Source organism: Exiguobacterium sp. AT1b (genome assembly GCF_000023045.1).
Taxonomy (GTDB): Bacteria; Bacillota; Bacilli; order Exiguobacteriales; family Exiguobacteriaceae; genus Exiguobacterium.
In genome coordinates this window covers 1,124,639-1,142,156 of sequence record NC_012673.1, presented here as the reverse complement: position 1 = coordinate 1,142,156, position 17,518 = coordinate 1,124,639, and the positions used below count along the sequence as shown (strand labels likewise).

The following is a 17,518-nucleotide window of genomic DNA, read 5'->3' as shown; positions in this document are numbered from 1 at the left end:
TTTCGTCGGGTTTTTTGGCGTGACCAAAGTCACGGTCGCTTATAACCGATTAAGCGTGACTGCCAATACGGTTCTTTACTGATTTGGTTGTATCCTAATCCAGATGAACCGGCATGGATGAACGTATCAGAATTGATCATGATGCCCATGTGCGACGGTCCGGCAATATAGGTGTTCTCGAAGAAGACGAGGTCACCCGCCTGGGGAACGAACGACTTAGGCAATTGCGGTCCGAAATAAGCGCCACCCCAATAATTGGCCACGTTCGTCCGTGGGATGCTGACGCCGGATTGATTGAATACATAATAGATGAGTCCTGAACAATCGAATCCACCGTTTGCCGGACTAGACGATGCCCACACGTACGGTGTTCCAACGTAGCGTTTTGCCACGTCAATAGTTGAAAGCCGTGTCGACTGAGCGCTTTGCCCTTTGATTTCCGTGACGGCTGATTTTGCGACGAATCCTGATGCGAGGCGATAGTGGGTCGCCGTCTCTCCGATCACGTTCAATAGTTCTCCACGCAGTGTCGAACCGACCGTGCTGCTCGACTCGTTCGCCTGTGACCGAATCGATGTCGGATAGTACGTGTAATACGAGTTCGCATCGTAAGAACCTTCGACCCAAGACGGACCGTCTGTCGAACCTTTCGGGACGGTTTTCACATAAGCCGAGGCGACAAATCCGACCGTATTCCCGTAATAAATCTGAAGCCATCCCTTCGATGACTGGACGACGCGCAACGTCTGTCCGGCTTTGACACTCCCGATGATGGTCGCACTCGTCGATGCGCTCGAACGTACGTTCAAGGACGGTGTGTTGACGATATAATCGACAGCCGCATTACCAGCACCGGCATCGCCTTCGTTCGGAGCCGGGTTGCTCGGTGTCGTGGACGTCTGCTTCAAGTAACCGGCGCTCACGTATCCGGACTTCCCATTATACGTGACATAGTACCAGCTGCCCGACTGTTTCGTCGCTTTGACGACGGTTCCGTTCGGGATGGTCGTGACGAGCGGATAACCGACGCCTGCACCTTGTCGAACGTTCAAGTTTGCCGTCGTAGTGAATTGTTGATTGATCGATTGTCCTGTACTCGGTGTTGTCGGTGTCGCCGCTCCTGATGTCGTTAAATATGTATTGGCGACATATCCTGTTTTCGACCCGTACTTCACTTTCGACCATGACCCTTCAACAGATAAGACGGTCACGGTCTTGCCTTTTGGAATCGTGAGCAATACGGTCGTCTTCGTCGACTTCGACGAACGCAGATTCAAGTTGGCTTTCGTTTGAGCTGTAGCCGAGCTCGGTGTGACCGTTGATGGTTTGTCGGTACTGCTAGACATAGATGCCTTTTGCAAATAATCGTTATGCACCCAACCGGTCTGTCCGCCATAGCTGACTTTCGTCCACGATCCAGTTGATTGGATTGGTGTGAGCGTCGTACCTTTTGGAATCGTCAAGAGGACGCGATGCCACGTTCCTCCGGCGACCCGCATGTTCAATGCGTGTGTCGTCGTGACGCGATTCGTGCTCGTCGTGGTCAACGAGGAACCACCTGTCGTAGCAGATGAATTGCCTGTCAGCTTCAGCTTTTGACCGACGCGAATGCTATCGGACGAGAGATTATTCAACGATTTAATCGTCGCAACGGACACATCATAGTACCGACTGATCGACCATAACGTATCACCCGAACGCACCGTATGTGTGCTCGCCGCTGCTGCTTCGTCTGCGTGGGCAAGCACGCTGACCGCTGCAAGTGCCGCGAATGAATAGGTGAGACCAGACTTTGGATTCATAGCGTCACATCCTTTCAAAGAGTGAGAACGAAACAATTCAACAAGTGAAACAATACAAGTTCATTGTACGGTGCAAAGAAATAGGCAAGCAATGGGGCAAAAGGTCAATTCGCGTCTCTTTCTTAAAAAGGAGGTCAATAATTTAGAAGTGGGAATAAATCCCTGTTTTATCACTTGAAAAATGGAGGAAGTATTGACTTTCTGTTGAATTTTGGAAAACGTTAAATCGGATGATTCGTGCTATCATTAGGTCAAATTAAAATAGGTGAGGTAGCAGACTGATGGTCGAGAAGAACTTTTCAAACCGAACATATCGTAAACATCAAGAGAAACTGTTCGAGCTCGTACGAATGCCGATTGTCACCGAGAAAGCGGTGCAGGACGCGATTCGATATATGTGTGAGATCGTCGCCGATATGTTGGCGGTCGATACGGTGTCGATTTGGCATTTTGACACATCGTATCAATCCATTTCATGTCAAGTCGCCTATTCTCACGAATCAGGGACACATTACCCGGAGTTGACGATCCACCGGGCGCTCGCACCGGACTATTTTGATGCGCTTCAGACAGATCGCATCCTAGCGTTTGAGGACGTTCGCAGTCATCTGTTGGTGAAGGACCTGTATAAAGAGTATTTCGTAGAAGGTAAACGGGTGTACTCCATGTTGGATGCTCCAATCTATGCGAACAATCGTGCCAAGGGCGTGATTTGTTGCGAGACGTTTCTGCCTCGGGAGTGGAACTATCTTGAGGAGTTGATTGTCAGTACACTTGCGGACTTCATTGCCATCCTGTACTTCCGGCTGGACCGGCAGGCCGTAGATACCCACATTCGTCGCCTGGCGTATACCGATGAATTGACAGGTCTCTTGAAAGACGTGGGTTTTATCGAGACAGTGGATGCCGAACGTCAGCGTCAATCGCAGCAACTCGGCGCGATGATGTATTTAAAAGTCGACGATTTCCGGTCGGTCGAAGATGCAATCGGGATTGAGAAGTCGGATGAAATCGTTCGTGAGGCGGCCAACCGCTTGCGCCGATACGTGGACGAATCGAAACTGAGTCGTTTGTCTCAGTCTGGGTTTGCAATCTGGTTGCCGTATGGCGATCGGATTAAATTGAACACGATTGCGGATAAACTATGTGAAGCGCTCGTACGAGATCCGTTCATTGTAGATGAATTGGAAGTCATTTTGACGGTGAGTGCCTTTATCGCGGTCGAGCAAGAAGACCTCACGACCCTTCAAATGATTCATCGGACGCGGATCGCGGCGAGTGAGCGAGGGCTACAGCGGGCAGCCATCGTCTTCTATGAAGAGGAGATGGGGACGAAGGCGGCGAACCGACTGATCTTGGAGATGAATTTGCGGAGTGGCTTGGCAGGGAATGAATTCTTGCTGTACTATCAGCCGAAAATCGATGCGCTCACGGGATCGTTAAAAGGGTTCGAAGGATTGATGCGTTGGAATCACCCGGAGCGCGGTCTCGTGCCACCGCTCGACTTCATCCCGCTCGCCGAATCGACAGGCGTCATCATCGATTTGGAGGAATGGGCGTTCGTGACGGCTTGTCGCCAGCTTAAACGCTGGCATGAACGGGGAGAGCGCTATGAGCTCGCCCTCAACTTATCGGCACGTCACTTCTTATCCGAAGGGGTCGTCGAAAAGTTTGCCCAAATCGCACGGGAAGAAGGGGTCTGTACGAGTTATTTGACCTTGGAAATCACGGAGAGCGTCGGGATGGAGAACCAGCAACATGTCATCGATCGTTTCGTCGCGTTCCGTGAAGAAGGATTTTCCATCTCAATCGACGACTTCGGGACAGGGTTCTCGGCGTTCGTCTACTTGAAGCACTATCCGATTCATGAGATCAAAATTGATCGCCAATTCATTCAAGTGACCGAGAATGATCCGACGGGCAATGTCATCGTCGAATCGATTGTCGACCTGGCACGTGGGTTGAATTTAAAGACGGTGTGTGAAGGCGTCGAGACGCTTGAACAGTGGAACGCGTTACGCGAACTCGGCTGTGACGAGATGCAGGGGTATTATTTCTCTAGACCGTTACCGCTTGAAGAACTAGAAACATGGATTGCTGACTATACGACACAGACAAGGGACGCCTGAGCGTCCCTTTTGTTATGGCATGAATGTGATTCGAATCGAAGTGCCGTGTCCCGGTGCACTGTCGACTTCGACCTTCCCGCCGTGGGCTTCGATGATGTCCCGTGAGATGGCCATGCCGAGACCACTTCCGCGTGCGTCGTCTGTATTCGTGCCCCGGTAATAGCGTTCAAAGATATAGGGCAATTCGGATTCAGCAATCCCATGTCCATCATCTCCAATCGTCACGATGTCACCCTCGATGTGGACTGTCACCTGCACCGACTCGTCGTTATGGAGAAGGGCGTTATACAAGAAGTTGAGCAAGGCCCGCTTCATAAAGTGCCGATCGAGCGAGACGGTCGCTGCTTGAGTGGCCTCAAACTCGATGTGGCGTTCGCCGAAACGAGAATCGTTCAATACGTCAATCACGAGCTCACGGACGAACGGCTCGAGGTTTGTCTCTTCGAGGGTAAGCGGGAAGTCGTCGTGCTGCAGACGCATCGTCAAATTGAAATCGTCGAGCAGTTCCTTCATATACTTAGCCTGACGCTCGATCACATGTACGTATTGTCTGCGCTCGGTGTCGTCGAGCGAATCATCGTCGAGCAGTTCGGCGTACCCTTGGATGGAGGCGAGCGGGGTCTTCAAGTCGTGTGATACGTTGCTCATCCACTCTTTCCGCCGGTCATCGAGTTCTGCACGCTGACGTTCATACGTTTTGAGTGTCTGTGAGACGGCATTCAAGTCGTGGAAGACAGGGCGATAAATCCCAGATTGCTTCGGTTCAGCGGTCGAGAAGTCGCGTTGCTTCAGTTGTTGAATACGCTCGGTCAAGCGGTAGACGGGGCGCGTCAATCGTGAGCTGAACAATACACCGATCAAAGCGGCGACGAGCAAATCGACAACAAGTATCCAGAGGAACGCCTTCGTGATATACGAAAGAACCGCCTGTTCGTCTAACATAAAGAGTATTCGACGTTCACTTGCCTCCGGCACACCGATGAGATAACTGTACGATTCATATTCCCCGATGAAGTAGAGTCGGAGGTCGTCATCCATGTATTTATAGATTTGAATCAACTCAATCGGAGAATAGGCGTCCGGTAATCCGCTTGGAGCGTCGACCTCGCTGACGACTCGTCCCGTCTCATCTAAAAAGCGGACGAATGCACCCGATTGGCGAAGGGCCTCGCGCCCCGCTTCTGACACGACCGGTTCGCCATCCTCGAGTGAAAGATACGTACTGAAGTTTCGGGTAAAGGTCTCGCCCGAGTTGCTTTCCACATCGTCAAGTCCCGTCCGGTCATTGACGAGGAGCCCGAACAAAATCGTAATGTTTAAGAAGACAACGAGCGCCACAATGAGGAGGATTGACAACAAATAGCGACCGGTCAGTTTCCATTTCATCATGATCGCTCCTTTATACCGTCAACCGATAGCCAAGTCCCTTGACCGTCTTGATATAAGTCGGCTCGGATGGATTCGGTTCGACTTTTTCACGGAGACGTCGGATGTGGACCATGACGGTGTTGTCCGACCCGAAGAACGACTCGCCCCACACTTGCGTGAAGAGCGTCTCTTTGCTGAGAATCCGGTTCGGGTTGCGTAAAAAGCAGGCGAGGAGACCGACTTCTTTAGCCGTCAACTCCAATCGTTCCCCGTTCACATACACTTCCGTCTCGTCTTCATTCATTTGAAAGGGGCCGACGGTCGTCGTCTCGGCCACCGGAGCTTCCATCATCGACACTCGTCGAAGCTGTGCCTTTACGCGGAATGCCACTTCTTTTGGGCTGAACGGCTTCGTGATGTAGTCATCTCCACCGATGGCAAGGCCGAGCAGTTTGTCGACTTCTTCCGATTTGGCAGATAGGAAGAGGATCGGGATATTGGACTGCGCCCGCATCTGTTGGCAGAGCTGATAGCCTTCCCCGTCCGGCAACATGACGTCTAAGATTGCCAAGTGTGGGCGGAACGTTTCGAAGACATCAAATCCGTCCTTCAACGTATGAGCGGTCCGAATCTCATGAAATCCTTCCTTTTCAAGCGCGCGTTGAATCAACGTACATAAATCTTGTTCATCATCCACGATGAGAATCCGTGGCTGTTCCATCGTCATCACCTCGTTCTAAGCATATCATGTAAGGATTTTGTAAGGTACGCGTGAGTTGGAGTTAAGACAGGGGGCGTAATGTAAGGGACAGAAAGAGGTGCTGAACATGGAAACATTATTACAAGTAAAAGCGATTCAAAAAACATATGGGAGAGGGGACGCGACGTTCCGAGCGCTCGATGACGTCTCCTTTACCATTGAGCATGGGGAGTTCGTTGGAATCATGGGACCGTCCGGGGCTGGGAAGTCGACGTTACTCAACGTTCTCGCGACAATCGATACTCCGACGGCGGGTGAGATTTTAGTCGAAGGCGATGACATTGCGTCGATGAATGAGGAGGCGCTCGCCGATTTCCGGCGTGATCATCTCGGATTCATCTTTCAGGACTATAACTTGCTCGATTCATTGACGGTCCGGGAAAACATGTTGCTCCCGCTCGCCGTCTCGAAGACGCCGGTTCACGAGACACGCGCAAAGGTCGAGCGGTTGGCGAAACGATTCGGACTCGAAGGGATTCTCGATCAGTACCCGTACCAAATCTCAGGTGGACAGAAACAACGGACGGCCGTTAGTCGGGCGCTCATCTCGGACCCGAAACTCATCTTTGCCGATGAACCGACTGGTGCGCTCGACTCGAAGTCGGCGACCGATCTCTTAGATACCCTCGCTCGGTTGAATGAAGCGGAGACGACCATCATGATGGTGACGCATGACGCCTTCGCCGCAAGTTTTTGCCGCCGAGTCCTCTATATTCAAGACGGACAGTTGAAGAAAGAACTCATTCGCGGCAACGCCTCACGAGACGCATTCTACCAATCAATCCTCGAGGAGCTCGCGAAAGGCGGTGCGGTCGATGACGCTATTTGAGCTCGCTAAGAAAAACGTCGTACGGAATCTGTCGCGATACGCACTCTATGTCGGGACGACCATCTTTTCCATCGTCATCTACTTCACGTTCGCGACACTGAAGCACAGCCATGAGATCAGTGCGCTTGCGGAAACATCGAAGAAGATCAGCGGGTTGATGAGCACGTCGACGTTCATTTTGATGTTGTTCGTCGCCCTCTTCATCGCCTACTCGAACGCCTTCTTTTTGAGAGGACGTAAGCGAGAGGTCGGGCTCTACTCATTACTCGGGGTCCGGAAGAAACAGATTGGACTCTTGCTCTTGTTCGAGAACATCGTCATCGGAGCGGTGTCCTTGGTCATCGGGATCATTCTCGGAATTTTCGGGGCGAACGCGCTTCTCCAATTATTGATGCGTCTCATGGACAGTGACTTGAACATCGGATTCGCTTTCTCGGCGTCGGCATTCATCGAGACGTTCCTCGTCTTTCTTGCGATTTTCCTGTTCACTTCATTCCAAGGCTACCGGGTCATCTATCGCTTCAAGTTGATTGACCTGTTCCATGCGGATAAGAGTGGGGAAGGGGTTCCGACGGCGAAAGGTTGGGTCGCGCTCACGGGCATCCTCACCATTGGAGTGGCGTACTGGCTCGCCCTTCAAGATTTGATGACGTCCTCACTTTGGAAAACGCTTGGACTCGCGATGCCGCTGCTCATCATCGGATTGAGTGTCATCGGGTCGGCGCTTCTCTTCCATAGTGTCTTGATTTTCGGATTAACGTGGTTAAAAGGGAAGGAGCATTGGTCGTGGAAACGGCTCAATTTGTTGACGACATCACAGCTCCTCTATCGCATTCGCGGGAACGCGAAGACGCTCACGTTGATCAGCATCATCAGCGCGACGGCAATCACGGCCGGCGGTGCCATCTTCAGCGTCTACTATTACGCGGAAGAGAATGTCGCCTCATATACACCTTACACGTATGCCTGGAAAGGGGAGGCGGTTGAGGTGAACGGAGCGACGTTCGAATCAAGCGTCGAGCAAAAGACGATTCGGACGGAAGCACAGTACGGAGAGCGTGAGCTCGGGGTCATCGATGAGTCGACATACCGCCATCTTCTGCAAGGTCTCGGCGTGGCAGAGCCGGCTCCGTTCAAACAGGGTGAGGTCGTATGGGTCGACCCGTTCTATGACGAACGTTACTCGGAAAATCTCGAATCGGTCGAACTGTCAGGACAGACGGTTGACGTGTCGACGCGTCTTGAAGAGTCGCCGCTCAACGTGATGACGTTCGGCGGGTCGTTCCTCGTTGTGGTCGACGACATGTTCAAGACGATGACGGAACCGAGCGAGACATATCACGTCACCCTCACGGAATCGTTCAAAAATCAGCGCGACCAGTCCGAACGTCTAGCGGAACTCGGGCTCGAAGCGTTCTCAAGTGCACCGGACGTGTATGCCGAGACGATGGCGATGAACGGGGCGCTTCTCTTTGTCGGGACATTCCTTGGGCTCGTCTTCCTCGTCGCGACAGGTAGCGTCATCTACTTCAAGACGATGACGGAGGCAGAAGATGACCGGGCGAAGTATACGATATTACAGAAAATTGGCATATCCGATCGGGACGTGCGCCGGACGGTGCGCCAACAAATCCTCGTCGTGTTTCTCGCCCCATTCGCGCTAGGGATTCTGCATGCGACTGTGGCGCTCATCGCGTTTTCAAACTTGTTGAGCATGAATTTCACGATACCGGTTCTCGTATGGATGGGCGTCTATACGTCCATTTATGCGGTCTATTATGGCATCACAGTTCGTCGCTTTATGACGGCGGTTCGGTAAGGAGAGAAAAATATGAAAAAATGGATTGGAATTGCAATGGTTTTGATTTTAGTAGTGGTCGGAGTCACTCAGGTGGATTGGAATCGAATTGGGAAGGATACCCTGTTCGTCAAAGTAGAAGCGGTGTCCGATGTGGAAGAGACGACACTCGAGAACGGTGAAGTGATGAAGCGATACGTATACACGCAACCAGCTTTCACGTCAGACGGGAAGTCGAAGGAAGTTACCTTCACGGCCGCAAACAAACTTCGGGAAGGGGCGTATTTACGTCTCTATGTGAAGGATGGAGACACGGTCACCTCATATGAGGAAGTGTCCCGTGCGGACGTGCCGCAGTCGATTTCGAAAAAGTGAGTAAAAAAGCCATTCGTCATGACCTTCATGGCGGATGGCTTTTGCCTGTTCAGATGACAGGCGCCTCGTAGGCGTTTAGTTCGAGTTTTAATATGTACGTTAGTTCATGATGCGCCAATTCGGAGAAGTTCGTCTTTTTGACGTGCGTTCGTGGGCGCAATCCGCATTCCAATGCGATGTCGACAATGGTACGAATCTGATTTTCCGTATAGAATCGCTTCCGACCGAACGTGAACGGGGTCGGCGGCAAGACGCCATCAGTCTCCCACTTGATCAATTGCTGTTGGCTGCGTGGGATGCCGGCCACACTAAAGGCACGGCTCAATTCTTTGAGCGGATAGACAATCAAATGTTGCTCTTTATACGAAATTGGTTTTCCTTGTTCCGGCCGGTATGTATCCCATTCGGTCGCTGAAAACGTCAGGTCGGCTTGGTCGAAGTCGTGTTGAGCGGAAGGAATTGAAGTGATACTTGCGATGTCTAGGCTGTTCATATGATAGATCTCCTTCTTCAAGACGGACGGGTCATTTCAAAAATGTCCTCCTACGTATCGTACCCCATTTACAAGATTTTAACTTACAGTTTTTTCAAAGAGGGGAAATGATTCGTGGGACTTTTGACGTATTTTTGAACGTTGTCTGCCGAAGATTAAGATACCCTAATTGGTATGAAAACTCAAGAAAAGCAGTCAATATTTGAAAAATGAATAAAAATTCAGAAAGTTTGGGACTATCGTCACTTATTGTTATAGAAAAATAGAATGAGCACTTTCTTCTTGAAAGCGGTTAATAAGGGCGAAGGAGGTGAGACAGATGGCAGCATATCGAGAAACAGCGACGATGCTTTATTTGGACACCCGGCGACAACTCGACGGCAAAGAGAAAAAGCAACTCGTTCGCTATGGACCGCTTGGAAGTCGGATGGATGAGGCGCGGATGAAACAGTTTGGTGACTTGATTAAGGCACTGATTGATGTGGAATCCGCCAACTACGTCGTGGCCCAAGAATTTCTAGTGTATTAACAGGGAGGACTTATGAAGAACCGTACTCGTCCCGCTGCCAATCCTCGGCACGATGAGCAGGTGGTCACATGAGTTGGCCCGAACTCATCTCCAATCTGGGGTTCCCCATCGTCGTCTCGCTCTATTTGCTTCATCGGATTGAGACGAAGCTCGATCGCATGATCCAGCTGCTCGAACGAATGGATACCTCGACCGTATCAGAAACCTAATCCCCTATTGAAAGGAGCCATCCCCCATGGCTGTCTTAACAGAGAAGAAAGCAACGTTCGTTTTGACGACGCATCATGACGTACAAACAGCAAAACCGACGAAAAAAGCACAACGGTTCGGTCCGATTCGTGCCAATCTGACGGCAGATACGATTGACGCGTTCGGTCGTCTCTTGATCGACCTCGTCATTCAAGAGGAAGCAGACCTCGGCATCGTCCGTGAATACGATTTAGTCTAACCCATACCCTAAGGAGGAGAATCACCCATGACTGACACAAAACTTGAAATCTCATTTTTAGATGCATTCCATAAGGTCGTACGCTTCCGCTTGAACAACGTGAAACAACCGGTCGACACCCAAAAAGTAGAAGCGCTTGCTGACTTCATGGTCGCCAACGATCCGCTCGCGAAGAACGTGATGGAGTGGACCGAAATCAAGATGATTGAAGGTACGCAGACGGTATTGAGTGAGAAGTAAGGTCGAGAAGCATCGCCATCGCGATGCTTCTTTTTATTTACATAATTATCTTTCAAAAATCATAATTAACAATTATATTAAAAGGAGCAAAAAATAAATAAATTAAGGAAGGGTTTGTAAAAAGTTGAAACGATATTTATATACCATCACGCTGATGATGTTGTTGCTTATGGTGCCAAGGCAGGAGGCGTGGGCTGCTTCTGTCATCGAGGTCGGGACGAAACTTGAAGAAACGATTAAAGTGATCCCGCGATCACCATTTTATTTAGATTATCAGGACGGGAAGACGCGACTCCATGACCCGAGCAATCAGTCCACCGTCGTCATCGATTTTCCCGGAAACTTAACGACGCATTCATCTGGTGACGAGGGGAGCTACGGAGGCGTCCGTTCGTGGATTGCGAGTCTAGACAGACAGGAATGGATTGCCGTTCCCCAATATGATCAACCCCTCATCCGTGTCCAGCGAGACGGGACGACGTCTCGAATCGACTCCTTGGAATCACCACATCGGGCGGATCTCGTATCATATGATGCTAGCCGAGACGTGATGCTCTGGCGTGATTCGTACAAAAACGAGTGGGCGTTGACGGATCTGAAAGGAACGGTCAAAAGGACGTACCCGCTCATTTCAGGACAACGTCTCATATTAGGGACGAACCTTGATGAATTGATTGCATTCAATACGTCCGACAAGTCAATCACACACCTCTCACTCGAGACGGGAGAGGAACTAGGAAAAACGACGTTTCCAAATGAATCGTTATCCATCGATTTTGAGTCGAAGACCGATCGACTCTTCATGAAAGGCTCTAATCATTTATACGTCTACGATTTCGCAACCCGAACGATTCAAACACTCAATTTGAACAGGCAGATTCATTATGATATCACGTCACTGGTCTATCACGATGGGCTCTACTATGGTGTGACGTTTGATGATTCGATGGTCACGATTGATTTAACGGAAAATCGCATCACGGAGACGAGCTTGCGCACGCGCAACACGAATAGCGAGTTCGATTTAATCGAGAATGGATACTTCGTACAAGACGACCAGTGGTTGTTGCCAATTGAACGTTTCGGGCAAAAGCCGAAAGAAATGTATACGTGGTTAAAAGCTACTGGCAACTCGGAAGAAGGGCATACGTGGCTGAATCATGCGTATCAACTCATGGCGACCATCACAACCGTTAATGGGACCGAACATAAGGTGCCTGTTGCCGAATTGCCGACGGATGTGACACAAGTCGAGTCGGCACAACCGTTCGCAGAAGGCTATACGATTCCATCATTTGATCAATTGTTCTCCGCTAAGGTCAGCTTCGCCATGTTGGACCATTGGAAATCTTACAAACCGGTCAAACAACTTCCACTTCAAATCGACACCTCGTTCGAATACGGAGCAGTCGGTGAGATTACCGGAATGACAGCACCGAATGCGACCGTATATCTTTCGTGTGAAAAAGCGTCGTTTGCTACGTGTTCGAGTCCCGTTCAAGCAGACGAGACAGGGCGCTTCACGCTCTCGAGTGGAATCATTGAAGGAAATCAAACAATCGAGCTATATGTTTCTGATGCGTGGGATTACCGTCAAGCAACGGAAGCGTCTGTCAAAAAGAAATTTATACTTGGACAACCGGTAATCAATAATCCGACAAAAGTTCTGACAGACACTCGAATAGAAGGGGTCTCTATCCAGACAGAACCTCACGCAAAAGTGGAAGTAAGACAATTAAATTCGAAAACAGCATTTGAAGTGAGAGAAGTTCAAGCGGATGAACATGGTGTGGCGCAATTGACGACATACCGTTCTGATCAACCTTGGTCATACCGAATCTTTTTCCGTGTCCTTGGACAAGAACGTCCTTACGAGATGGTCTACGTCACGAAAGACTATCCAATGCCATCTTTCACGTGGACAAAACTACCGAAAACAGGTGACACGACAATCACTGTCTATAATGACAAGTTAGACCCGATGCTCGCTGTTTCACGCAACGGAAGAGCTGAGTCAGCGAAACGCCTGACAAAAGGTCTCAACGTCATCACTTTGAAAGAACCGCTTCGCGAAGGCCAGACGATCAAACTCGTTGCGAGTTTTCGTCCTGAACTTACTCAAACGTTAGAGAAAAAAGTGACAAGTGACACACCGAAAGTATTGACGGTGAAGGATGTGCTCCTCACGTCGACATCCGCGACGTTCACGTTGGCACACGACCCAAATACCGACATCAATTTCATCTCGAACGGAGTCGTGCTCTATACTCGCGTTGTCGGGACGAACCGGTATCATATTTCGGCAAAACCTGGAACGACGGTTATGATCGAATCCTCATACGGGTCAAAGAAAAAGACGCTCACATATAAGCTACCAAGTGCGACGATCCCATCGGTGACGTTGACGGACGAACAGACGAAACGGGTCGGGAAGACGTTACCGAATGCGACCGTGACGCTAAAGAACGGTTCAAAAGTCATCGCGACGACGAAATCGAATGCGAGTGGGTCGTATACGCTCACGTTCAGCCGTCCACGTGCTGGAACGAAGCTCTATTTCGAGGCGAAGTCGGGAATTCATCGTGACGCGAAATCGGTTGTCGTCAAATCAGGTATCCGTCCAACAATCAGCACGGGGACCATCCGTTCGACGACAAAATCGGTAGCGGTGCGTACGAACGTCCCGTATGGCACGCTGTACGTCTACAACGGCAGTAAGTTGGTCGCCAAAAAGTCCATCGGCTCGACGACGACCAACCTCTATATCGGAACGCAGCGACGTGGCACGAAACTGACATTCAAAGTCGTGACACCTGCGAATCGAACGAATCAAACAACCAAATCTGTGTATTGAATAATTTGAAGGTGACTCTTGCAGTTTGAGTCACCTTTTTTAAGTTTGGTCAATCCTCTTCATTATTTTCTGAAAATTGTCGATAGTATAGGAAACACTGCATGATTGAGAGGGGAATACATAGATGGCATGGAAATCAACATGGTCTAAGGCACTGAGCCGGATCAAACGAAAACCGACATGGACGTGGAAACCGACACTCAAGTGGAAACGCGGAGAGAAGCGTGAACGCACGACATCTTTCGGAGCGAACGTTGGGAAGAATTTGACGATTCGTCAAAAGTTATGGGGACTCGTCCTCATCTCACTCGTCCTAGTCATTGGCGTCGGCGGCTACGCGCTGTTTTCAATGAGTGACGCGAACCGTCAAGCGGACGACATCGTCAACAACTGGAACAAAGGGCTCGATTACGCGCACGAACTTAATACGCTCGCTGCGAACTACCGCACGCTCGAACTCGATCACATCGTGACGGAGGATGCGGCTCAAAAAGAAGAACTGATGACACGAATGAAAGAGATTCGTGACGAAATCAACACGATTGCACCGAAGTATGAAAAAACGGCTTCCGGTGAGGTGGACAAGGAACTCTTTACGAATTTCTCGCGTCAATGGGAGATGTATCAACGCGTCTCGGACAACATGTTGACGTTCAGCTCGACCGGTAACACGGGCATGGCTCGCTCATACTATGATGCACAGTCCAAGTCTACATATGAGAACTTCACACAAAAACTAGCAGATCTGGTCGACTACAACTCAGAAGGATCTCAACGTGTCGGTCAGGACATGGAGCGTGAATTCATGCAGTCTCTCATGGCATTGATTGCCGTGACGGTCGGGGCCGTGGTGATTCTCTTATTCCTCGGACTCAGCCTGTTACGCTCGATTATTCGACCGATGCAAACGCTCCAGACACGCTTTGATGAACTCGCGACACAAGGTGGCGACTTAACGATGACGATTCCGGTCACGTCGAACGACGAGATCGCACAAGTCAGTCGTTCGTTCAACACGTTCCTCGCCACACTTCGTGAGATCATGATTGATGTCGACGAGACGGCGAAAGTCGTCCTCTCGTCTTCAAAAGACGTATCCGCCGAAGTGACACGACTCAGTCACTATATGGAAGAGACGTCGGGTACGGTCGAAGAATTGACGGCCGGGATGGAAGAAACGGCAGCCTCTTCACAAGAAATGAGTGCTTCGACGACCGAGATGGGAAGTTCAATCGATTCAATCGTCGACTTATCCAATGAGAGTGCCGAAACAGCAAATCGTGTCGAGACACGGGCTCACCAAATGCGTGAACAAGCCGTCGTCTCGAAAACAGAAGCAGTGGCGATTATCGAGAAGAAACAAGTCGAGCTCGCGGAAGCCATCAAAGGGGCACAGTCAGTTGAAGAGATTCGCGTCTTGACGACGGCCATTTTAGCGATTGCCGACCAGACGAACTTACTCGCCTTGAACGCATCGATTGAAGCGGCACGGGCAGGGGAAGCGGGTCGCGGCTTCGCGGTCGTCGCATCCGAGATTCGCAAATTGGCGGAAAACTCACGTCAGACGGTCAACGAGATTCGTGACGTATCGAACACGGTCATCGATTCGGTCGAACGACTCAACACGAGCTCGGAAGATATGTTGACGTTCCTCAACACGAAAGTCATGGCCGACTACGATCGTCTCGAAGAAGCCGCAACGCAATATGAACAGGATGCGACGGTGTTCGGTGAGACGGCGAAGACGTTCGAAGGCAATGCGCTTCAACTTCGCCATATGACGGACAACATTCTTGGGGTCATCCAGGAAGTGGCGACGACCGTGACAGAGGGCGCGGACGGAACGCAGTCGATCTCAGAGAAAGTTCAGCTCTCGGTCGAACGCTTCAACGACGTTCAGGCGAAGATGGGCGAAACGGAAAAACGGGCGACCGAACTCTCGAATCGCGTGGCGCAATTCAAGCTATAAGCAAGTCTCAGAACCAGGCAGATGTCTGGTTCTTTTTTTGTGCCCAGTACAAAAAAATAAAAAGATAGGTCAATACATAAATGAATTTCAAATTGTTGGTACAAATTAGGCTGTTGTGTCCGATAAAGAAAAGGCAATACATAAAAATAGAGAGAAAAAGAGGTGGAAGAGGAGATTACTCCTCGTAGTACGTGAAAAAGATGTGGAACAAATGGACGTTATCAAAAAAAATCATGGCAAGTGTCGGCTTGATCCTGATTCTGACATTGGTCGGGATGGCCTATAATCTGTGGACGCTCGATCGGATGACGAGTCAGTATGAACAGATGATCTCAAACGATGTCATGAAGATGAAAGCAGCGGACGACTTGGCGCTCGGGATGGTGCGCCAGGCGTATGGGGTTCGTGGGTATGTGCTCGTACAAGACGATGAACGAAAACAACAAATCACCCAGGGTGGGGAAGAAAAGAAAGCCGCCATCGAATCGTTGATCGAACTCGCGGACAACGAGTCCGAACGAAAAGAATTTGAAGCGTTACTCGAATATGCGACTGGATATGACGAGTTGGCGACACAAGCCATCACGGCGATTGACTCAAAAGATCAAGAAGCAATCGATCGTTTGACGCTCCGTCTCATGCCGGACGTGACAAAGTCGATCGCATCGACCGGTGACGCATTGCAGACCGAGACCGAAGAGAAGATGTTTGCGATGCAAACGGAGCTCCAAGAAGCGAGTCAGCGTGCCTTCTGGTACTCGGTCGTCATCGCCGTCGTCAGTTTTATCCTGACGATGGGCGCCGGATATGCAATCAGCCACATGGTGACGGCACCGCTCCGTTTCTTAGCGAAAGAAGTGGACGTTGTGGCGGAAGGAGATTTGACACGTGAGGATCTTCAGGCGCTCACACAAGATGAAATCGGACAATTGATGACCGGCTTCAACCGCATGAAAGGCAACTTACGTGAACTGATTGACCGTGTCACCCAAAACGCGCAGGAAATCACGGCACAATCGGAAGAACTCTATGCGAGCACGGAAGAGATGGCGTCGCAGACGGAGGAAACGACACGTCTCATCGACCGAATCGTAGAAGAGACGGTCGCGCAGGCGAAAGAAGCGACAGGGACGTCGCAAGCGGTGGCTGCTGCCGATGAAGGCATCGGTCGGATTGCCGGGTCCATCGGCTCGATTGACGATGACGTGTCACAGAGTTTGATGCTCGCCGAAGAAGGTGGTGCGACGATGGCTCAGGCGAAAGACGAGGTACTCGCTTTGGAGCGGGAGACACGTCTGACGGGAGAATCGATTTCGGCACTGAAGCAACAGTCTGACGAGATCGCACTCATCACCGAGGTCATCCAATCCATCACGGATCAGACGAACTTATTGGCATTGAACGCGGCCATCGAGGCGGCACGTGCCGGTGAACAAGGAAAAGGATTCGCCGTCGTCGCAGAAGAAGTACGTAAGCTTGCCGAGCAGTCGAAACAGTCGGCGACACAAATCGCTGGGTTAATCGAGTCGATTCAGGCACAGTCGAACGCCGTTCTCGACCAACACGTCGTCAGTGCGAAACGCGTCGAGACGAACACGTTGTTGCTTGAACGAGCGACACGCGCGTTCGAACAGATTGTCAGTCAGCTCGAGACATCAGTCGACAATACGTCACATATCCGCATCGCCTCGCACGAGATTGCGGAGACGACGAAACAAGTCGCGACGTCCTCTCTTCAAATGTCACAAGACAGTGAAGGGATGGCCGACACGATGCGTACGGTCGGTGAGACAGCTGATGCTCAACTCGCGATGATTCAAGAGTTGAACGGGGTCGCCGAGTCGCTCGGCAATATGACGAGTGACCTGCAGACGCTGATTGGAAAGTTCACGACATAAAATGAAAGTCCTGCCTCTTCGGAGTC

At 50.5% G+C, this 17,518-nt stretch carries 15 protein-coding genes; 11 read left to right on the top strand and 4 right to left on the bottom strand.

Translation table 11 applies throughout. The features are described from left to right. Positions 1-29 precede the first annotated feature (29 nt). Complete coding sequence (locus EAT1B_RS05820) at positions 30-1,802, bottom strand: C40 family peptidase (RefSeq protein ID WP_012727218.1); 1,773 nt, start codon at positions 1,800-1,802, stop codon at positions 30-32. Positions 1,803-2,083: 281 nt separating this feature from the next. Here EAT1B_RS05820 and EAT1B_RS05815 point away from each other — a divergent pair, with 281 nt between their 5' ends. Next, complete coding sequence (locus EAT1B_RS05815; protein WP_012727217.1) at positions 2,084-3,931, top strand: GGDEF and EAL domain-containing protein; 1,848 nt, start codon at positions 2,084-2,086, stop codon at positions 3,929-3,931. Between the two features lie 12 nt (positions 3,932-3,943). Here EAT1B_RS05815 and EAT1B_RS05810 read toward each other — a convergent pair whose 3' ends face one another. Continuing rightward, positions 3,944-5,317: a sensor histidine kinase KdpD gene (locus tag EAT1B_RS05810; RefSeq protein ID WP_041917934.1), complete on the bottom strand. Its 1,374-nt coding sequence runs from the start codon at positions 5,315-5,317 to the stop codon at positions 3,944-3,946. A 13-nt stretch (positions 5,318-5,330) separates the two neighbouring features. Next, positions 5,331-6,020: a response regulator transcription factor gene (locus EAT1B_RS05805; RefSeq protein WP_012727215.1), complete on the bottom strand. Its 690-nt coding sequence runs from the start codon at positions 6,018-6,020 to the stop codon at positions 5,331-5,333. Between the two features lie 106 nt (positions 6,021-6,126). Here EAT1B_RS05805 and EAT1B_RS05800 point away from each other — a divergent pair, with 106 nt between their 5' ends. The 3 genes from EAT1B_RS05800 to EAT1B_RS05790 are packed head-to-tail and all read left to right on the top strand — an operon-like array spanning position 6,127 to position 9,061. Continuing rightward, entirely contained in the window at positions 6,127-6,888 is a 762-nt protein-coding gene (locus EAT1B_RS05800; RefSeq protein WP_012727214.1) for an ABC transporter ATP-binding protein, read from the top strand. Beyond that, complete coding sequence (locus tag EAT1B_RS05795; RefSeq protein ID WP_012727213.1) at positions 6,875-8,707, top strand: ABC transporter permease; 1,833 nt, start codon at positions 6,875-6,877, stop codon at positions 8,705-8,707. The genes EAT1B_RS05800 and EAT1B_RS05795 overlap by 14 nt, the downstream gene beginning before the upstream one ends. Positions 8,708-8,719: 12 nt before the next feature. Then, entirely contained in the window at positions 8,720-9,061 is a 342-nt protein-coding gene (locus EAT1B_RS05790) for a YxeA family protein (RefSeq protein WP_012727212.1), read from the top strand. A 49-nt stretch (positions 9,062-9,110) separates the two neighbouring features. Here the strand turns inward: EAT1B_RS05790 and EAT1B_RS05785 are convergent, their stop codons facing one another. Next, positions 9,111-9,554 carry a hypothetical protein gene (locus EAT1B_RS05785; protein ID WP_012727211.1) on the bottom strand — a complete coding sequence of 148 codons (444 nt, stop codon included), beginning with the start codon at positions 9,552-9,554 and terminating at the stop codon, positions 9,111-9,113. 319 nt (positions 9,555-9,873) lie between these two features. Between EAT1B_RS05785 and EAT1B_RS05780 the strand changes: the two genes are divergently transcribed. The 7 genes from EAT1B_RS05780 (at position 9,874) to EAT1B_RS05755 (ending at position 17,492) form a co-directional block, all read left to right on the top strand. Continuing rightward, entirely contained in the window at positions 9,874-10,083 is a 210-nt protein-coding gene (locus EAT1B_RS05780; RefSeq protein WP_012727210.1) for a hypothetical protein, read from the top strand. A 68-nt stretch (positions 10,084-10,151) separates the two neighbouring features. Continuing rightward, positions 10,152-10,292 carry a YvrJ family protein gene (locus tag EAT1B_RS15755; protein WP_012727209.1) on the top strand — a complete coding sequence of 47 codons (141 nt, stop codon included), beginning with the start codon at positions 10,152-10,154 and terminating at the stop codon, positions 10,290-10,292. A 26-nt stretch (positions 10,293-10,318) separates the two neighbouring features. After that, positions 10,319-10,531 (top strand): hypothetical protein, encoded by a 213-nt coding sequence (locus EAT1B_RS05775; RefSeq protein WP_012727208.1) that lies wholly within the window; start codon positions 10,319-10,321, stop codon positions 10,529-10,531. Positions 10,532-10,558: 27 nt separating this feature from the next. Continuing rightward, entirely contained in the window at positions 10,559-10,771 is a 213-nt protein-coding gene (locus EAT1B_RS05770; RefSeq protein WP_012727207.1) for a DUF2922 family protein, read from the top strand. A gap of 124 nt (positions 10,772-10,895) precedes the next feature. Further along, complete coding sequence (locus tag EAT1B_RS05765) at positions 10,896-13,625, top strand: carboxypeptidase regulatory-like domain-containing protein (protein ID WP_012727206.1); 2,730 nt, start codon at positions 10,896-10,898, stop codon at positions 13,623-13,625. Between the two features lie 124 nt (positions 13,626-13,749). Then, a complete protein-coding gene (locus EAT1B_RS05760) occupies positions 13,750-15,594 on the top strand; it encodes a methyl-accepting chemotaxis protein (protein ID WP_012727205.1) in 1,845 nt (614 codons plus the stop codon). A gap of 200 nt (positions 15,595-15,794) precedes the next feature. Continuing rightward, complete coding sequence (locus EAT1B_RS05755; protein ID WP_012727204.1) at positions 15,795-17,492, top strand: methyl-accepting chemotaxis protein; 1,698 nt, start codon at positions 15,795-15,797, stop codon at positions 17,490-17,492. The last annotated feature ends 26 nt before the right edge of the window (positions 17,493-17,518 follow it).